20 protein-coding genes and 2 pseudogenes are annotated in these 14969 nt (G+C 61.5%); 18 read left to right on the plus strand and 4 right to left on the minus strand.

The features are described 5' to 3' along the window. Positions 1 to 2: 2 nt before the first annotated feature. Genes OGL92_RS12805 through OGL92_RS12815 form a run of 3 tightly spaced genes read left to right on the plus strand, consistent with a single transcriptional unit; the run spans position 3 to position 2317 of the window. Positions 3 to 1319, plus strand: a complete 1317-nt coding sequence (locus OGL92_RS12805; RefSeq protein WP_263143998.1) for a hypothetical protein — start codon at positions 3 to 5, stop codon at positions 1317 to 1319. Beyond that, complete coding sequence (locus OGL92_RS12810) at positions 1319 to 1816, plus strand: hypothetical protein (protein ID WP_263143999.1); 498 nt, start codon at positions 1319 to 1321, stop codon at positions 1814 to 1816. The genes OGL92_RS12805 and OGL92_RS12810 overlap by 1 nt, the downstream gene beginning before the upstream one ends. 3 nt (positions 1817 to 1819) lie before the next feature. Then, entirely contained in the window at positions 1820 to 2317 is a 498-nt protein-coding gene (locus OGL92_RS12815) for a hypothetical protein (RefSeq protein ID WP_263144000.1), read from the plus strand. A gap of 1 nt (position 2318) precedes the next feature. Here the strand turns inward: OGL92_RS12815 and OGL92_RS12820 are convergent, their stop codons facing one another. Beyond that, positions 2319 to 2630 (minus strand): hypothetical protein, encoded by a 312-nt coding sequence (locus OGL92_RS12820; protein WP_263144001.1) that lies wholly within the window; start codon positions 2628 to 2630, stop codon positions 2319 to 2321. A gap of 108 nt (positions 2631 to 2738) precedes the next feature. Between OGL92_RS12820 and OGL92_RS12825 the strand changes: the two genes are divergently transcribed. The 15 genes and pseudogenes from OGL92_RS12825 (at position 2739) to OGL92_RS12895 (ending at position 12753) form a co-directional block, all read left to right on the plus strand. Beyond that, positions 2739 to 3908 carry a phage tail sheath protein gene (locus OGL92_RS12825; RefSeq protein ID WP_263144002.1) on the plus strand — a complete coding sequence of 390 codons (1170 nt, stop codon included), beginning with the start codon at positions 2739 to 2741 and terminating at the stop codon, positions 3906 to 3908. Positions 3909 to 3933: 25 nt separating this feature from the next. Next, positions 3934 to 4449, plus strand: coding sequence for a phage major tail tube protein (locus OGL92_RS12830; RefSeq protein WP_263144003.1), 516 nt, complete (start codon positions 3934 to 3936; stop codon positions 4447 to 4449). A 79-nt stretch (positions 4450 to 4528) separates the two neighbouring features. After that, positions 4529 to 5086 (plus strand): hypothetical protein, encoded by a 558-nt coding sequence (locus OGL92_RS12835; protein ID WP_263144004.1) that lies wholly within the window; start codon positions 4529 to 4531, stop codon positions 5084 to 5086. 214 nt (positions 5087 to 5300) lie between these two features. After that, positions 5301 to 5429 (plus strand): annotated as a pseudogene (locus OGL92_RS12840) (phage major tail tube protein); the annotation flags it as partial. 80 nt (positions 5430 to 5509) lie between these two features. Further along, positions 5510 to 6070, plus strand: coding sequence for a hypothetical protein (locus OGL92_RS12845; RefSeq protein WP_263144005.1), 561 nt, complete (start codon positions 5510 to 5512; stop codon positions 6068 to 6070). 214 nt (positions 6071 to 6284) lie between these two features. Further along, positions 6285 to 6419: pseudogene (locus OGL92_RS12850) on the plus strand (phage major tail tube protein); the annotation flags it as partial. Between the two features lie 81 nt (positions 6420 to 6500). After that, the gene (locus OGL92_RS12855) at positions 6501 to 7061 is read left to right on the plus strand and encodes a hypothetical protein (RefSeq protein ID WP_263144006.1); all 561 of its coding nucleotides are present in this window, start codon (positions 6501 to 6503) and stop codon (positions 7059 to 7061) included. Next, positions 7058 to 7228 (plus strand): hypothetical protein, encoded by a 171-nt coding sequence (locus OGL92_RS12860; RefSeq protein ID WP_263144007.1) that lies wholly within the window; start codon positions 7058 to 7060, stop codon positions 7226 to 7228. The genes OGL92_RS12855 and OGL92_RS12860 overlap by 4 nt, the downstream gene beginning before the upstream one ends. Positions 7229 to 7342: 114 nt before the next feature. Continuing rightward, positions 7343 to 7657 carry a phage tail assembly protein gene (locus OGL92_RS12865; protein ID WP_263144008.1) on the plus strand — a complete coding sequence of 105 codons (315 nt, stop codon included), beginning with the start codon at positions 7343 to 7345 and terminating at the stop codon, positions 7655 to 7657. 8 nt (positions 7658 to 7665) lie between these two features. Further along, complete coding sequence (locus OGL92_RS12870; RefSeq protein WP_263144009.1) at positions 7666 to 7788, plus strand: GpE family phage tail protein; 123 nt, start codon at positions 7666 to 7668, stop codon at positions 7786 to 7788. Continuing rightward, a complete protein-coding gene (locus OGL92_RS12875) occupies positions 7781 to 10288 on the plus strand; it encodes a phage tail tape measure protein (protein WP_263144010.1) in 2508 nt (835 codons plus the stop codon). Before OGL92_RS12870 ends, OGL92_RS12875 begins: the two co-directional genes overlap by 8 nt. A 15-nt stretch (positions 10289 to 10303) precedes the next feature. Then, complete coding sequence (locus OGL92_RS12880) at positions 10304 to 10744, plus strand: phage tail protein (RefSeq protein WP_263144011.1); 441 nt, start codon at positions 10304 to 10306, stop codon at positions 10742 to 10744. Positions 10745 to 10839: 95 nt separating this feature from the next. Continuing rightward, positions 10840 to 12009 carry a phage late control D family protein gene (locus OGL92_RS12885; protein ID WP_263144029.1) on the plus strand — a complete coding sequence of 390 codons (1170 nt, stop codon included), beginning with the start codon at positions 10840 to 10842 and terminating at the stop codon, positions 12007 to 12009. A 40-nt stretch (positions 12010 to 12049) separates the two neighbouring features. Continuing rightward, a complete protein-coding gene (locus tag OGL92_RS12890; RefSeq protein ID WP_263144013.1) occupies positions 12050 to 12346 on the plus strand; it encodes a type II toxin-antitoxin system MqsR family toxin in 297 nt (98 codons plus the stop codon). Between the two features lie 2 nt (positions 12347 to 12348). Beyond that, entirely contained in the window at positions 12349 to 12753 is a 405-nt protein-coding gene (locus OGL92_RS12895) for a type II toxin-antitoxin system MqsA family antitoxin (protein WP_263144015.1), read from the plus strand. A 197-nt stretch (positions 12754 to 12950) separates the two neighbouring features. Here OGL92_RS12895 and OGL92_RS12900 read toward each other — a convergent pair whose 3' ends face one another. The 3 genes from OGL92_RS12900 to OGL92_RS12910 all read right to left on the minus strand — a co-directional run. Next, a complete protein-coding gene (locus tag OGL92_RS12900; protein WP_263144017.1) occupies positions 12951 to 13373 on the minus strand; it encodes a type II toxin-antitoxin system HicB family antitoxin in 423 nt (140 codons plus the stop codon). 161 nt (positions 13374 to 13534) lie between these two features. Further along, on the minus strand, positions 13535 to 14389 hold the full coding sequence (locus OGL92_RS12905; RefSeq protein WP_263144018.1) for a DNA adenine methylase: 855 nt from the start codon (positions 14387 to 14389) through the stop codon (positions 13535 to 13537). 243 nt (positions 14390 to 14632) lie between these two features. Then, a partial coding sequence (locus OGL92_RS12910) for a hypothetical protein (RefSeq protein WP_263144020.1) occupies positions 14633 to 14969 on the minus strand: 337 nt, incomplete at its 5' end.

Below are 14969 nucleotides of genomic sequence, written 5' to 3' on the forward strand. Positions count from 1 at the left end.
CCATGGCAATCATCGACGAGAAAACCGCGCACGGCCTGCCGCTGCCGCACCCGGAGAACGACACCGGCGACGACGTGCTGCGCCTGCGCGCGGCGCTGGTCCAGTTGGATGCGCTGATAGCCGAGCTGCAGCCGATGAGCACCGCGCTGTCTGCCCTGGGCGCATTGACGCCGGCGGCCAACAAGCTGCCGTTCTTCAGCGGCGCCAACGCCGCCGCGCTGACCACCCTCAGCGCCTGGGTGCGCACCAACCTGCTGACCCTCACCAGTCCCGACGCTGGTCGGTCGGCCCTGGGACTGGGCACTGCGGCGACTCGCACGGTCGGCACCGAAACCGGCAACCTGCTGGAGGTCGGCGCGCTGGGCCTGGGGGCCGCGCTGGTCAGCCGCGGGGCGTTCGACCTGGACAACGCCCCACTGGGCGCCTGGATCGCCGTACACGGCACCCAGGCCGACGCCGCCGCCAACCACTGGCCGCCGGTGGCCGACAGCGCCGCCCGCTGGTGGAACGTCTACACCACCGGCCACGCCAGCCGTGTTACCCAGTTGGCCCTGCACGGCTATGACACCGCCGGCACCCCGCTACTGGCGGTGCGCTTCAAGCAGGACGCTACCTGGTCCGCCTGGGTGTTGAACTGGCACAGCGGGAATTTCAACCCGGCCAGCAAGCTCAACGTCGGCGCCGGCGGGGTCGGCGCCACCCTGGACCTGCGCACTTGGAAGGCGCGCACCCCCGCCAACGTGCCCGAGGGCAGCGTGCGCGGGTTCATGGACGGCGGCCCCAACGGCCTGGCCATCCCCGGCCTCACCGCCACCACCTACGGCGTGGGCTCGTTCGACAAACACTGGCCGGACGTGTCCGGCGCCGGCGCCTGGCAGCGACGGTTCGAGGCGAGGGGGCGGGTATGGGTCTCCCCAGCAGTCGACGACACCACCTGGGGGCCGTGGCAGGAAACCGGCAACGTGCGAGTCCGGCCCCTGGTCGACCTGGGCACCCTGGCCCGCAACACCAGCGAAACCCTCTCGCTGGATATCGGCCTGCGTGAGTTCTTCAGCCTGAAGGTGACCTACGCCACCGGCGCCGTGGGCACGACCACCGTATCGTTCGACAACCTGCCCGACACGGGCGCCGGCATCGTCACCTGGCATGTGGAGATCCAGGGCGGCGGGCAGAAGACGTTCGCCTGGCCGGCCGCGGTGAAATGGACCGGAGGGCTACCGACCCTGAGCGCCGTCAACAAGCGGGATCTGCTCATGTTCTACACGATGGCCGGTCGCTCGAGCATTTACGGGATGCTGATCGACTCGGGGGACCTGTGATGTTCAGCAGCGCGTTCATGCGGCCCAAACCCCTGGGGCTCACACGGGAATTCACCACGTCAGCCGCGGCCGGCAGTTGGGCGCTGCTGCATCCGGGCCAATACGCCGTCACCGCCTCCGGCGCGGGCGGCGGTGGTGGCGGCGGCGATCCGTTCTATACCTCCCTCGAGGGTGAGGCCGGGGCGATCGGCAGCGCGGGATACGGCACCCTGACCATCTGCACCAATGTCGCCATCACGGTCGGCGCCGGTGGGGCCGGCGGTGTATTGGCGAGCAATACAACTGCCAACGGCAGCGCGGGCAGTTCGTCCGGCGTAACGTCCTACAGCACCGCCGTGATGGGCATCGGGGGCGCGGGTGGTCGAGGCGCGTACCAGTCGTACCACGCCACCGCGTTTAACCGAACGCCCATCGGCAACGGTGGGTGGGGCGCGGCGGGGGGCGGGACCGGCTATAACGGCGGCCCAGGCAGCGTCAAATTACGTTTGATCGGATGACCTATGTATATCGACCTGACAACCTCGGAATACCCACTGACCGAGTACCAAGTGCGTGAACGCCTCGCGCCCACCACCCTGGCCAACCCGCTGCCGGACGAGCACGCCGAGTCCCTGGGCTATGCCGCCGTGCAACCCACCGAGCCGCCCATGTTGCCCAATCCCTGGGATAGCGTGCGCGAACTGGCACCGGCTAAGGTCAAGGGTGTTTGGGTGCAGCGCTGGGAAGTGGTGCCGGGCGACGAGCCGCCCACGGATTGGCGCCTGACCCCACTGGCGTTCCTAATGCGCTTCGACCAGGAGCGCCTGGCGATCCGCACCGCGGCGAAAGACGACGTGCGCGTCGAGGATTTCCTCGACCTGGCCGGGCGGGCGCAGTTCGTCGACTTGAGCGCGGATCTGGTCAAAGAGGGCGTGGGCTACCTGGTGGCTCAGCAGTTGGTCAGCCCCGAGCGGGCGACCGAGATTCTGCAAACACCACCAATACACAGTGAAAAATAGCTTACTTACTACTACTCACAACTCTAAATATGTAAACATCCCCCTCTAATCGTGGAGTAGATGCCTGGAGGTTTTTGGTAACTTCAAACTTGTAATTTTCACCTGATCCAGCATTTGCTTCTATTTCTATTATTTCTGCTGCCAAGCAGCGCTGATTTTCAACATCTTTAATTCTAAGGACAGCCGGACTAATAATGAAGTAACTATTATTTATTAATTCCTTTTTTGGACTTTCAATTTCAAAGCTGGCGTCTTCAACCCGATATTCTTCGCCAGCCCATTGAAAAGTCACTTTAGCTTTCTTAAATCCCACTTTTCCCTCCAGTCTTTAATGTAAGGAGTGTTTCTACAAGGTAGAACGATTCATAATATTTTCAAGGCACGACATCCTGCGAACACCCCCACCCGCGCAGGATTGCCCATGACCACCACCTACCACCACGGCGTGCGTGTCCTCGAAATCAACGAAGGCACGCGCACCCTCCGCCCCGTCTCCACCGCCATCATCGGCATGGTCTGCACTGCAGACGATGCGGATGCGGCCGCATTCCCCCTAGATACCCCGGTGCTGCTGACCGACGTGCAACGCGCCATCGACAAGGCGGGCACCAATGGCACGCTGGCCGAGAGCCTGCAGGCCATTGCGGACCAGGCTCAGGCCGTCACCGTCGTGGTGCGCGTGAAAGAGGGCGAGACTGAGGCGGAAACCGTTTCCAACCTGGTCGGCACCACCGCCAGCGGCCGCTATACCGGCATGGAGGCCCTGCTGGCCGCCCGTGGCCAGCTCGGGGTAACGCCGCGCATCCTCGGCGTACCGGGGCTCGATAGCCAGCCGGTAACGGCCGCTCTGGTGGGGGTTGCCCAGCAAATGCGCGCCTTCGCCTACGCCAGTGCCTGGGGCTGCGAGACCAAGGAACAGGCCGTGGCCTACCGCGCCAATTTCGGCGCCCGGGAGCTGATGCTGCTCTGGCCGGACTTTTTGGCTTGGTCGACCCACAGCAACACGACCGCGACCGCCAACGCGACGGCCCGGGCACTGGGCCTGCGCGCCCAACTCGACCAGTCGGTGGGCTGGCACAAGACCCTCTCCAATGCCCCGGTCAACGGCGTGACCGGCATCAGCCGCGACGTGTTCTGGGACCTGCAAAACACCGCCACCGACAGCGACTACCTCAACAGCCACGAGGTGACGACCCTGGTCAACCAGAATGGCTACCGCTTCTGGGGCAGCCGGACCTGTTCGGACGAACCGCTGTTCGCCTTCGAGAACTACACCCGCACCGCTCAGGTGCTGGCGGACACCTTCGCCGAAGGCCAGCTGTGGGCGGTGGACAAGGGGCTGCACCCGTCCCTGGCGCGCGACCTGGTCGAGACCGTCAACGCGCGGTTCCGTGAGCTGGTAACGGCTGGCTACCTGATCGGCGCCGAGTGCTGGTTCGATGACAGCATCAACACCAAGGACACCCTCAAGGCCGGCAAGCTCTACCTCGACTACGACTACACCCCGGTGCCGCCGCTGGAAGACCTGACCCTGCGTCAGCGCATCACCGACCGCTACCTCGCGGACTTCGCCAGCCGCGTCAACGCCTAACCCCACGACATAGGAGCGCCCGACCATGGCGATGCCCCGCAAGCTCAAGAACATGAATATTTTTAACGACGGCCGCTCCTACCAGGGCGTGGCCAAATCGGTCACCCTGCCGCCCCTGGGCCGCAAGATGGAGGCCTTCCGCGGCGCCGGCATGAACGGGCCGGTAAAGGCCGACCTCGGGATGTCGGACGATGGCATCGCCCTGGAGTGGACCTGCGGCGGGTTCGACCTGGCCACCCTTCGCCAATGGGGCGCGGTCAAGGCCGACGGCGTGCTGCTGCGCTTCGCCGGTGCTTACCAGCGCGACGACACGGGCGAAGTGGATTCGGTGGAGATCGTCGTGCGCGGCCGGCACGAGACCATCGAGCCGGGCGACGCCGCGCCGGGCGAGGACACCGAGCAGAAGATCACCACAACGTGCAGCTACTACAAGCTGACCGTGAACGGCCGGACGGAAATCGAAGTCGATCTGCTCAACTTCATCGAAGTGGTCGACGGCGTCGACCTGCTGGCCGAACAGCGCAAGGCCATCGGCATCTGATGGCACTGTGACCAGAGCCACGTCAGTGTGGGAAAAGGGGGGGTATGCTACGCCCCCTTTCAACATGGAGCGTTGACCCATGGCAGACGCCTTGCAGTGCAGCCCCCAGGATTGCAATGAGACCTACACCGTCACGAATGAGGGCGCCATCCACCGCTTCGTCACCCAACTGGCAAATATCTATCGCCTTTCCACCTTGCGGGCTGAAGAGTCGTCCATGTACTGGGCGGATGTCGCCACCCACTCAAAAAGCCCACTTGCTCCCCTCGCGCACGTGCCTGGAGTGTTTGCTGCTTTATGGACACCAGAAGTAGCACCCACCACAGCCGTAACCCTCGGCACCGCCGGATACGGCTTTGTCGGCTTACCCAAAAACCTTATTCATTTCACCACGGAAGCGGGCGCGGCAAGCATCCGGGCCAGCGGTGTCATACGGTCCAGCAAAGTGTTCTCCGACGGGATCACAGGTGCATTCGGTCCGGGTGTTTATATGGCTCGGGTGGGGCATCCGCTGAACGGGATTATCAAAAAAGAGGCCACCGTTCCGATTTTTCTGGAAACACCCAGGGGGACGGTGCGCATTACCCCGTACCTGGTGTACGTTCGCTGGGGCTTTAACGGGGTCAGGATCAGATGAAACGGCGCCTTAAACGGTCGCAAAAATGGACATGGGTCACCGGAATCTTCTGCTGGGCCGGCATCGCGTATGCGGTCTACCAGCGAAATCCGCTGTATTTCTTTCCTACTCTCCTCCCTTACATGATGATCAACTGGTTCTCCGACAAGATCGACGGCGAGTCCTGACGTAGGCGCAACGGCCGCCGGTGTAGCAGCACCAACCACACCGACAAATCACCTCCACGTGCAGCTACTACAAGCTGACCGTGAACGGCCGAGTGGAGGCCGACCTGCTCAACTTCATCGAGATCGTGAACGGGGTGGACCTGCTGGCTGCCCAGCGCAAGGCCATCGGCCTGTGATGGCACTGTGACAAGGGGCACATCGCGGTCAGGAACGGGGGGCTACCCTATGCCCCCTTTCAACATGGAGCGTTGACCCCATGGCAGACGCCTTGCGGTGCAGCCCCCAGGGCTGCAACGAGACCTACACCGTCACCGGCGAAGGTGCCATCCGCAGCTTCGTCTCCCAACTGGCAAATATTTACCGCCTGTCCACCTTGCGGGCTGAAGAGTCGTCCATGTACTGGGCGGATATCGCGAGCAACTCCGAAAGTCCGCTTGCCCCTCTTGCCCATGTACCGGGTGTTTTCGCCGCTCTGTGGACGCCAGAAGTCGCTCCGACCACGGCGGTAACCTTGAGCACGGCAGGATATGGCTTTTTTGGCTTACCCAAGAATTTAATTCACTTCACCACGGAGGCTGGCGCCGCCAGCATCCGGGCCAGTGGGGTCATACGGTCCAGCAAGGTGATTACCGATGGTGCATTCACAGGATTTTATGGGCCAGGTGTGTATATGGCTCAAGTCGGTCGCCCTTTGAATGGAATTATCAAAAAGCAGGCTACGGTGCCGATATTTCTGGAAACCCCTAAGGGGACGGTGCGCATCATCCCCTATATGGTCTACGTACGCTGGGGCTATAACGGAGTCAAGATCAGATGAAACGTCGCCTTAAGCGGTCGGAGAAGTTTAGATGGGTCGCTGGTATTTTTGGCTGGGCCTGCATGGCATACGCCGTCTATAAGCTCAACCCGCTCTATTTCTTCGCGGCGGTGATTCCTTACATGCTGGTCAATTGGTTCTCCGACAAGATCGACGGCGAGTCCTGACGGAGGCGCAACGGCCGCCGGTGTAGCAGCACCAACCACACCGACAAATCACCTCCACGTGCAGCTACTACAAGCTGACCGTGAACGGCCGGACGGAAATCGAAGTCGATCTGCTCAACTTCATCGAAGTGGTCGACGGCGTCGACCTGCTGGCCGAACAGCGCAAGGCCATCGGCATCTGATGGCACTGTGACCAGAGCCACGTCAGTGTGGGAAAAGGGGGGGGGTATGCTACGCCCCCTTTCAACATGGAGCGTTGACCCATGGCAGACGCCTTGCAGTGCAGCCCCCAGGATTGCAATGAGACCTACACCGTCACGAATGAGGGCGCAATCCACCGCTTCGTCGCTCAATTGGCAAATATCTATCGCCTTTCCACCTTGCGGGCTGAAGAGTCGTCCATGTACTGGGCGGATGTCGCCACCCACTCAAAAAGCCCACTTGCTCCCCTCGCGCACGTGCCTGGCGTGTTTGCCGCTTTGTGGACGCCAGAAGTCGCGCCGACCACCGCAGCAATCCTGGGCACAGCAGGGCTCGGCTTTGTTGGCCTGCCTAAGAGTCTGGTTCACTTCACCACTGAGGCCGGCGCTGCCAGCATCCGGGCCAGCGGTGTCATCCGGTCCAGCAATATGTTCACCAACGGAAGCTACACAGGCGTGTTCGGCCCTGGCGTCTACATGGCTCGGGTCGGGCGTCCGTTGAATGGGATTATTAGAAAAGAGGCTACCGTGCCGATATTTCTGGAAACACCCAAAGGCACGGTACGCATCATTCCCTACATGGTTTACGTCCGCTGGGGAACGAACGGAGTGAAGATCAGATGAAACCACCCCTTAAGCGGTCGGAAAAATGGAGATGGGTCGCCGGGCTGTTCTGCTGGGTCGGAATTGCGTATGCGATCTACCAGCGCAACCCGCTTTACTTCTACCCCTTCGTAATTCCCTACATGATGGTCGGCTGGTTCTCCGACAAGATCGACGGCGAGTCCTGACGCAGGCGCAACGGCCGCCGGTGTAGCAGCGCCAACCACACCGACCGCGGCTGTCCTGCGCCGCGCGCGTGCGGCAAGGTTCCAGGGTAATTCCCCCCAACCCTGGAGCCACCCATGACTGACACGACCAGCCCCCTCGCCGACAACACCGTCACCCTCGACCAGCCGATCACCCGCGGCGACCAGGTCATCGAGCAGCTGACGCTGCGCAAGCCAGCCGCTGGCGAGCTGCGCGGCATCGCCCTGGCCGAGCTGCTGCAACTGGACGTGGGCGCCATCATCAAGCTGCTGCCCCGCATCACCACACCCGCCATCACCGAGCACGACGCCCGGCTCATGGACCCCGCCGACCTGCTGGACGCCGGGGGCAAGATCGCCGGTTTTTTGCTGAAGAAGGCGGCCCGGGCGGAACTCTCCCCCATCGCGTAGAAGACGCCATGGCCGACCTGGCCGTGGTGTTTCATTGGGCGCCGGCGGACATGGACCGCCTGGGCCTGCAGGAGCTGATGGAGTGGCGCGAGCGCGCCCGTGTGAGAGCGAACCCCGATGGCCATGAATAAACTGCAGCTGCAGGTGCTGCTGTCCGCCCTGGACAAGGCCAGCGGGCCGCTGAAGAAAATCCAGGGCAGCGGCATCGGCGCGGCCAAGGAACTCAAGGCGGCCCGGGAACGGCTGAAGGAGCTGAACCGTACCCAGGCCGATGTCAGCGCCTGGCGCACCCAGCGCGCCGCCGCTGCGCAGACCGCGGCCGCCCTGCAGGCGGCCCAGGCAAAAGCGGCCGACCTGTCCCGCCAGCTCGCCGCCACCGCCACCCCAACACGCGCCCTGACCCGCAGTTTCCAGGCCGCCGTGCGCGAGGCTCAAGCGCTCAAGCGCACCCACCAACAGCAGGCCGAGGGGTTGCAGCAACTGCGAACTCGACTCGCAGGCGCAGGTATCAACACCCGCGAGCTGGTCAACCATGAGCGCGCCCTGCGTGGCCAGATCACCGCCACCAACGCCAGCATCAAGACCCAGACCGATCGCCTCGCCGCCATAGCCCGGCAGCGGGAGCGGCTCGCCCGCGCGAAGGACGCCTACGCCAAGGGCAAGGAGCGCGCCGGCAGCGTGGCCACCGCCGGCGCAGCCGGAGTGGGCGTGGCCTACGCCGCCAGCAGACCGGTATTGGGCGTGGCGAAATCCTATATTGAGTTCGAGGACGCGATGATGGGCGTGGCCAAGCAGGTCGACGGCGCGCGCGATGACAACGGCAAGCTCACCGCCACTTATTACGACATGGCGGCGGAGATCCGCGCGATGACCGCGCAACTTCCCATCGCCACCACCGAGTTCGCTGCGTTGGTCGAGGCGCAGGCACGCGCCGGCATCCAGGGCAAAGACAACCTGATGAGCATGGCGAAAGTGGCCGCCACCGCGGCCGTGGCGTTCGAGCTGCCGGCCGAGCAGGTTGGCGAGGACCTGGGACGGATAGCCGGCTTGTACAAGGTGCCAATCGCGAACATTGGTCAGCTCGGTGACGCCCTGAACTACCTGGACGACAACACCCGCTCCAAGGGTGGCGACATCATCGAGACCCTGACCCGCATGAGCGATGTGGCCGACAAGCTGGACTACCGCAAGGCCGCGGCGCTGGGCAGCACCTTCCTGTCGCTGGGCTCCGCCCCGGAGACCGCCGCCAGCGCCGCCCGGGCCATGGTGCGCGAACTGTCCATCGCCAGCGCCCAGAGCAAGACCTTCCAGCAGGGCATGAAGATGCTGAAGCTGGACAGCGACTCGGTGCAGAAGAAGATGAGCACCGACGCCATGGGCACCATCCTCTCGGTGCTGCAACGCATCCAGACCCTACCGATGGACAAGCAGACCGAGGTGGCCACCCGCATTTTCGGCAAAGAGTTCGGCAAGGATGCGGCCAAGCTGGTCAACAACATGGACGAGCTGAAACGCCAGCTCGGCCTGGTCAATGACGAGGCGGCGAAAGGCTCTATGTGGCGCGAAATGGACGTGCGCGCCGAAGCCCTCAGTGGCCGCCTGCAGATCCTGCAGAACCGATTCTTCAACTTGGAAATCACCCTGGGCGGCACGCTACGGGCGTCCATGGTGGATCTGCTGGAGTGGATCGGGGGCATCCTGGAGAAGGTCGGCGCCTGGGCGCAGGCCAACCCGGCCCTGGTGTCGGGCATCCTCAAGGTGCTGGCGGTCACGGCCGCGCTGGCGGCGGCCTTCGGTGGGTTGGCGTTGACCCTGGCAAGCTTCCTCGGCCCGTTCGCCATGGTCCGCTACGCCATGACCCTGTTCGGCATCGCCACTACCGCCGCCACCTGGCCGGTGCTCGCGATCATCGCCGCCGTCGCCGCACTGGCGGCCGGTGCGTATCTGCTTTACCGCAACTGGGACAGCGTTTCGGCATTCTTCCAGGGCCTGTGGCTGGAGATCAAAGCGGGCTTTTCCGGGGGCGTGGGCGGCATCCTCAAGGTCCTGGCCAACTTCAGCCCCGTGGGCATGTTCTACCGCGCCTTCGCCCTGGTCATGGGCTACCTGGGCGTGGACCTGCCGGCGAAATTCACCGACGCCGGCGGCATGCTCATCGGCGGCCTGGTGAGCGGCATCAAAGCCAAGCTCGGGGCGGTTAAGGACGCCATCAGCAACGTCGGTGCGGCCACCATCGGCTGGTTCAAGGAAAAGCTCGACATTCACAGCCCGTCGCGGGTGTTCGCCGAGCTGGGTGGCTACACCATGCAAGGCCTCACCGTGGGCCTGGCCAAGGGCGCCGACGGCCCCCTGGCCCAGGTGAACGGCCTGGCTCAGCGCCTGAGCGCCGCCGGCGCGGCCGGCCTGGGCGAGCTGCCGGCGCTGGCGGCCGGCATCCGGTTCGACAGCCGGCCGCCAGTGGGCTCCAGCCAGGCCGCCGCCTACGACAGTCACGACACCTACCACATCCACATCAGCGCCGGTGCTGGCGGCGACCCGCAAGCCATCGCCCGCGCGGTGCAGGCCGAGCTGGCCCGCATCGAGCGCCAGCAGGCGGCACGCCGCCGCGGCCGCATCGGCGACCTGGACTGACCGGAGACCACCCCCATGATGATGGCGCTCGGGCTGTTCGTGTTCAGCCTGCCCACCCTGGCCTACCAGGAACTACAACGTAAGACCGAATACCGGCACGCCAGCAACAGTCGGGTGGGGACCAACCCCGCCCGGCAGTTCCTCGGTATGGGCGAGGACAGCATCACCCTGCCGGGGGTGCTTCTGCCCGAGCTGGCCGGCAGCCCAGCCAGCCTCGACGTGCTGCGCTACATGGCCGGCACCGGCAAGGCCTGGTCGTTGATCGAGGGCAGCGGGCGGATCTACGGCACCTGGGTTATCGAAAACATCAGCGAGACCCGATCGCTGTTTTTCTCCGATGGCACGGCACGGCGCATCGAATTCAGCCTGGAGCTGAAACGGGTCGACGATGGCCGCATCGACCTGCTCGGCAGCATCATCGACGCCGGTACCAACCTGCTGCGGGGGCTGCTGTGATCCGCGAGCTGCTGGACCAGGGCGAGGCCCTGCTGCGCACCACCCTCGACGACCTGGCCGGCGGCGACGCCTACCCGGTGCCGGCCTACCGGGTAATGGTGGACGGCCGGGACATTTCCACCCTCATCACGCCGCGGCTGATCCGCCTGGAACTGACCGATAACCGCGGCATGGACGCGGACCAGTTGAGCCTGAGCCTGGCCGACCATGACGGCCTGCTGGAGATTCCGCCCCGGGGCGCCACCGTGCGCCTGTGGCTGGGCTGGAGCACCACGGGCCTGGTGGACAAGGGCAGCTTCACCGTGGACGAGATCGAGCACGCCGGCGCGCCGGACGTGCTGGAGATCCGCGCGCGCAGCGTGGACCTGCGCAAGGCTCTGAAACGCAAGCGCGAGCGCAGCTTCCATGCCACCACCCTGGGCGCGATCCTGCGCACTATCGCCGAGGCCCACGGCCTGCAGCCGGTGGTGGCCGAGGCACTGGCGGCGCTGCCGGTGGCCCATATGGACCAGGCCAACGAATCGGACGCCAACGTCATCACCCGCCTCGGCGAGGACAACGACGCGGTGGCCACCGTGAAGGCCGGCCGGCTGCTGTTCTTTCCCCGCAGCGGCGGCAAGACGGCCAGCGGCGCGCCCCTGGGGCACGTCTACCTGACCCGCCAGGACGGCGACCAGCACAGCTACCTGGAGGCCGACCGCGACAGCTACGACGGGGTGCGGGCCTACTACTACGACGTGAACAGCGCGAAGAAGCAGGACGTGATCGCCGGCGGCGGCGACAACCTGAAGGAGTTGCGCCACACCTACAGCGACCGGGAGAGCGCCCTGCGGGCGGTGCGGGCGCACTGGCGGCGGCTGCAGCGGGGCACCCGCACCCTGCGCTACACCCTGGCCCTGGGCCGGCCGGAGCTGATCCCGGAAATGACCTACACCCTGAGCGGGGTGAAGGGCGCGATCGACGCCATCGTCTGGCACGGGGGCAACGTGGCACACAGCCTGACCGCGGACGGCGGGCTCACCACCAGCCTGGAGCTGGAGGCGCAATTGCCCGAGGCCGAGGTGGCCGACCTGGCCGACGAGCACACCCAGCACTACACCGGGGTAGTGGCGTGGTACCGAGTAAAGGGGGGCGGGAAGGAAGAAAAGGTCACGGCCGGCGACCAGTCAACGCCGCGGCGCCTGACGCACCTGTACGCCAGCAAGGCAACGGCGAAACGAGCGGTGGAGAGGGAATGGAACCGCCTGAAAAATAAATCACCCTAATAGGTTGATCAGGTACAACCTATTAGGGTAATTTTGATCTATGGAAAAGCGTACTCCTCACTTCAAGCTCGCTCAGGTCAAAGCCGCTATTGTTGCGGAGGACTACCGCTTCACCCGCGTAGCGCGCGAAGGTGGTGCTGCCTTGGGTCTGGATGTTGACGATATGCTCGGCATCATCCAAGCCCTTACAGCTCGCGACTTCTATAAGAGCATGACCACGTACGCTGACCATACCCAATGGCAGGACGTCTATCGTCCCGTTACCCATATCGCCCGCATCTACCTGAAGTTCACCATGTTGGAGGACGTGCTTATCGTGTCCTTCAAGGAGCTATGACTATGAAATGCCCAGTATGCGGCCAGGCCGATCTGGTCCATGACACCCGTGACCTGCCCTACTCGTACAAGGGCAACATCGTCACCATTCCCCATGTTGAGGCCGACTGGTGCGCCGCTTGCGGCGAATCCATCACCGGCCCAGCCGAAACGCGCCGGGTGATGGCGGCGATGGCCGAGGCGCGTCAGCAAGCTAACGCAGCCCAGGGCACGCCTGATCTAATCAGAGCGGTACGCAAGCAGCTAAAGCTCACTCAGGCTCAGGCTGCGCAGTTATTCGGTGGCGGCGCGAATGCTTTTAGCCGGTACGAAAAAGGTGACACGCAGGCACCTACCCCTCTGGTCGTACTGTTCCAACTTATACAGAGGCACCCCGAGCTGGCGGACGAAGTAAAGAGCGTTGCCTGAGCGAGCACACCCGGCTCTACACCGGTGTGGTGGCCTGGTATCGGGTGAAGGGCGGCGGAAGGGAGGAAAAGGTCACCGCCGGCGACCAGGCCACGCCGCGGCGCCTGACGCATTTGTATGCAAGCAAGGCCACGGCGAGGCGAGCAGTGGAGCGGGAATATGCCCGGCTGAAGGCAAGCGCCTGACTGATGGGACGATCAGGCGGCCTCGACTCGCACCACCAAGCGTTGGCCGAGTAGCGACAGCGCGTGCTCGACCTTCTCGATCTTCGAGTTATGCAGGAAGTCGACCAGCCGATCCACCTGCGGCATGTGCTCGCCCAGGCGGCGGGCGAGCTCCGCCTTGCCAACGCCCTGGGCAACCATGGCATTCCATAGCGCCACTTTGGCGACGGTCAGCGCCGGCAGATGCACCAGCTTCTGCCCTGGCTGCAAAGCCGAGGGAGCCGGAATAGCGCGGCGCTCCGACACGTAGATCGAAAAGGCAGACTCGAAGCCGTCCACCGCATTGAGCAGCGTTTCTTCGACGTCGTCGCCTGCGGTGCTGAATTCTGGAATATCCGGGCTATCTGCCCATATACCTTCGCCTACGGAGTGAAAGTTTATTGGATATGCGCTCATGACCGGCTCGTTCAGATATTAACCATAGGCATTCGAATATTCAGCTAAGTTACCAGGCTCCTTTGAACCTCGGTTGACCTGCTGGATAGCGCTATTCAAACCTCACGCCTCTCGGCGTGGAGGGGTGGAACTCTGATGGATAACACCAGGCGGAAGGACCGCTAAGCAACTTGAATATTACTTGGCAAAATAATATCGTCTGAAAAGAAAGCGACTTCCTGCCCCTTCATTTTAGTGCCAGCGCTATATACAAGGTCTACATCTGTAACTCTGTATCTAGAATATAGCTTTCTTATTTCCAAATGGTCATCATATGACAACATCCATGGTGTCTTTATATTACGAACTAGATAGCTAATGCGCTTGTGATCGTCGGGCTCGTAAAAATTATCATAAAGTCGTTTTCCTTTAACATAATAAGGCGGATCGATATATATAAGGGCCTTATCCAAACTCATTCCATCCACATTACAAAGAAAAGTTTCTGCATCTAAATTATATAACGAAATTTGATCAGCCTTCTTTGCTATAGCAGCTATTCGATCAATCAGCGCATCCTTGTTAAATCTAGCATCTATCTTGTAATTTCCCTTTTGATTGTATCCCCCAATGACCCCTCCGTTAATAATTCCTGAACGATTGGTTCGATTCAAATAGAAAAAAGAAAAGCCTATTTCAAGAGAATTATAATCACATGAATTTTGCAGTATTTTCCTTTGGAAATGCCATGTCTCCATATCTAGCTTACAGTCGTAAATCATCCCTACTAAATGCTCGGTATTATTTATTACTGAATCCCAAAAGCTAAAAACTCCTACATTTAAATCATTAATGTGTATGTGCCTAACGTAATCTGTAAGCAACAATTCCAGCGCAATCCCAGCTCCCCCTGCATAAGGTTCAATGTAATGTCCACCCCTCATATTATTCTCAGCCATAATACTGCTAACTAGCCAGCACAGCTTTGATTTTCCACCTGGGTATCGTAGCGGCGTAAAATATCTAATATTGGTCATGGCTATCCCTTAACCTGCTGATTTTTTATAGCTAGCCATAGAACCCTTAAGTATTCTTCGTAACACTTTTCCCAGGATGCTCTTAATGTATCCATAGAATTTTGATATCGCCCATGCAGAAAACTATGCAGAGTTTTCGGGCTAGCAAAACTATTAGGATCTGCTGCTTCCCCATGAACCAAGGTATTTTTCAAGTCCTTAGAAAGCAGATTTTTTTATGCAAATCTTCTGTACATATTTTAATCATATCACCAAAAGAAATCTGCCCAAATTTATTTTTTTACCATCAAATTCTACATTAAATTTGTCTATATAAATCATTGAAGAAATCTCTACTAAAGCGCGAGCCGCGCAAGCAATTACCAAGCCATGCTCGGATAACTTCAGACTATCAATTTGATTATATAGCCTATTACATTTTGACTCATTCTGAGGAATACTTAGCTTGCTTATAAAAAGTTTCTCCCTACTAGATGGATCAGGTTGCCGACGTGGCTTTGGATATAAGCCAGCAAAAATCTCATCATCTCCTGGTGTCTTGGGAGTAGATACGGGGAATTGGGGAGGCGTAGCATGCGGA

Source organism: Pseudomonas sp. RIT-PI-AD, from assembly GCF_025642785.1.
In the GTDB taxonomy this organism is placed as follows: Bacteria; Pseudomonadota; Gammaproteobacteria; order Pseudomonadales; family Pseudomonadaceae; genus Pseudomonas_T.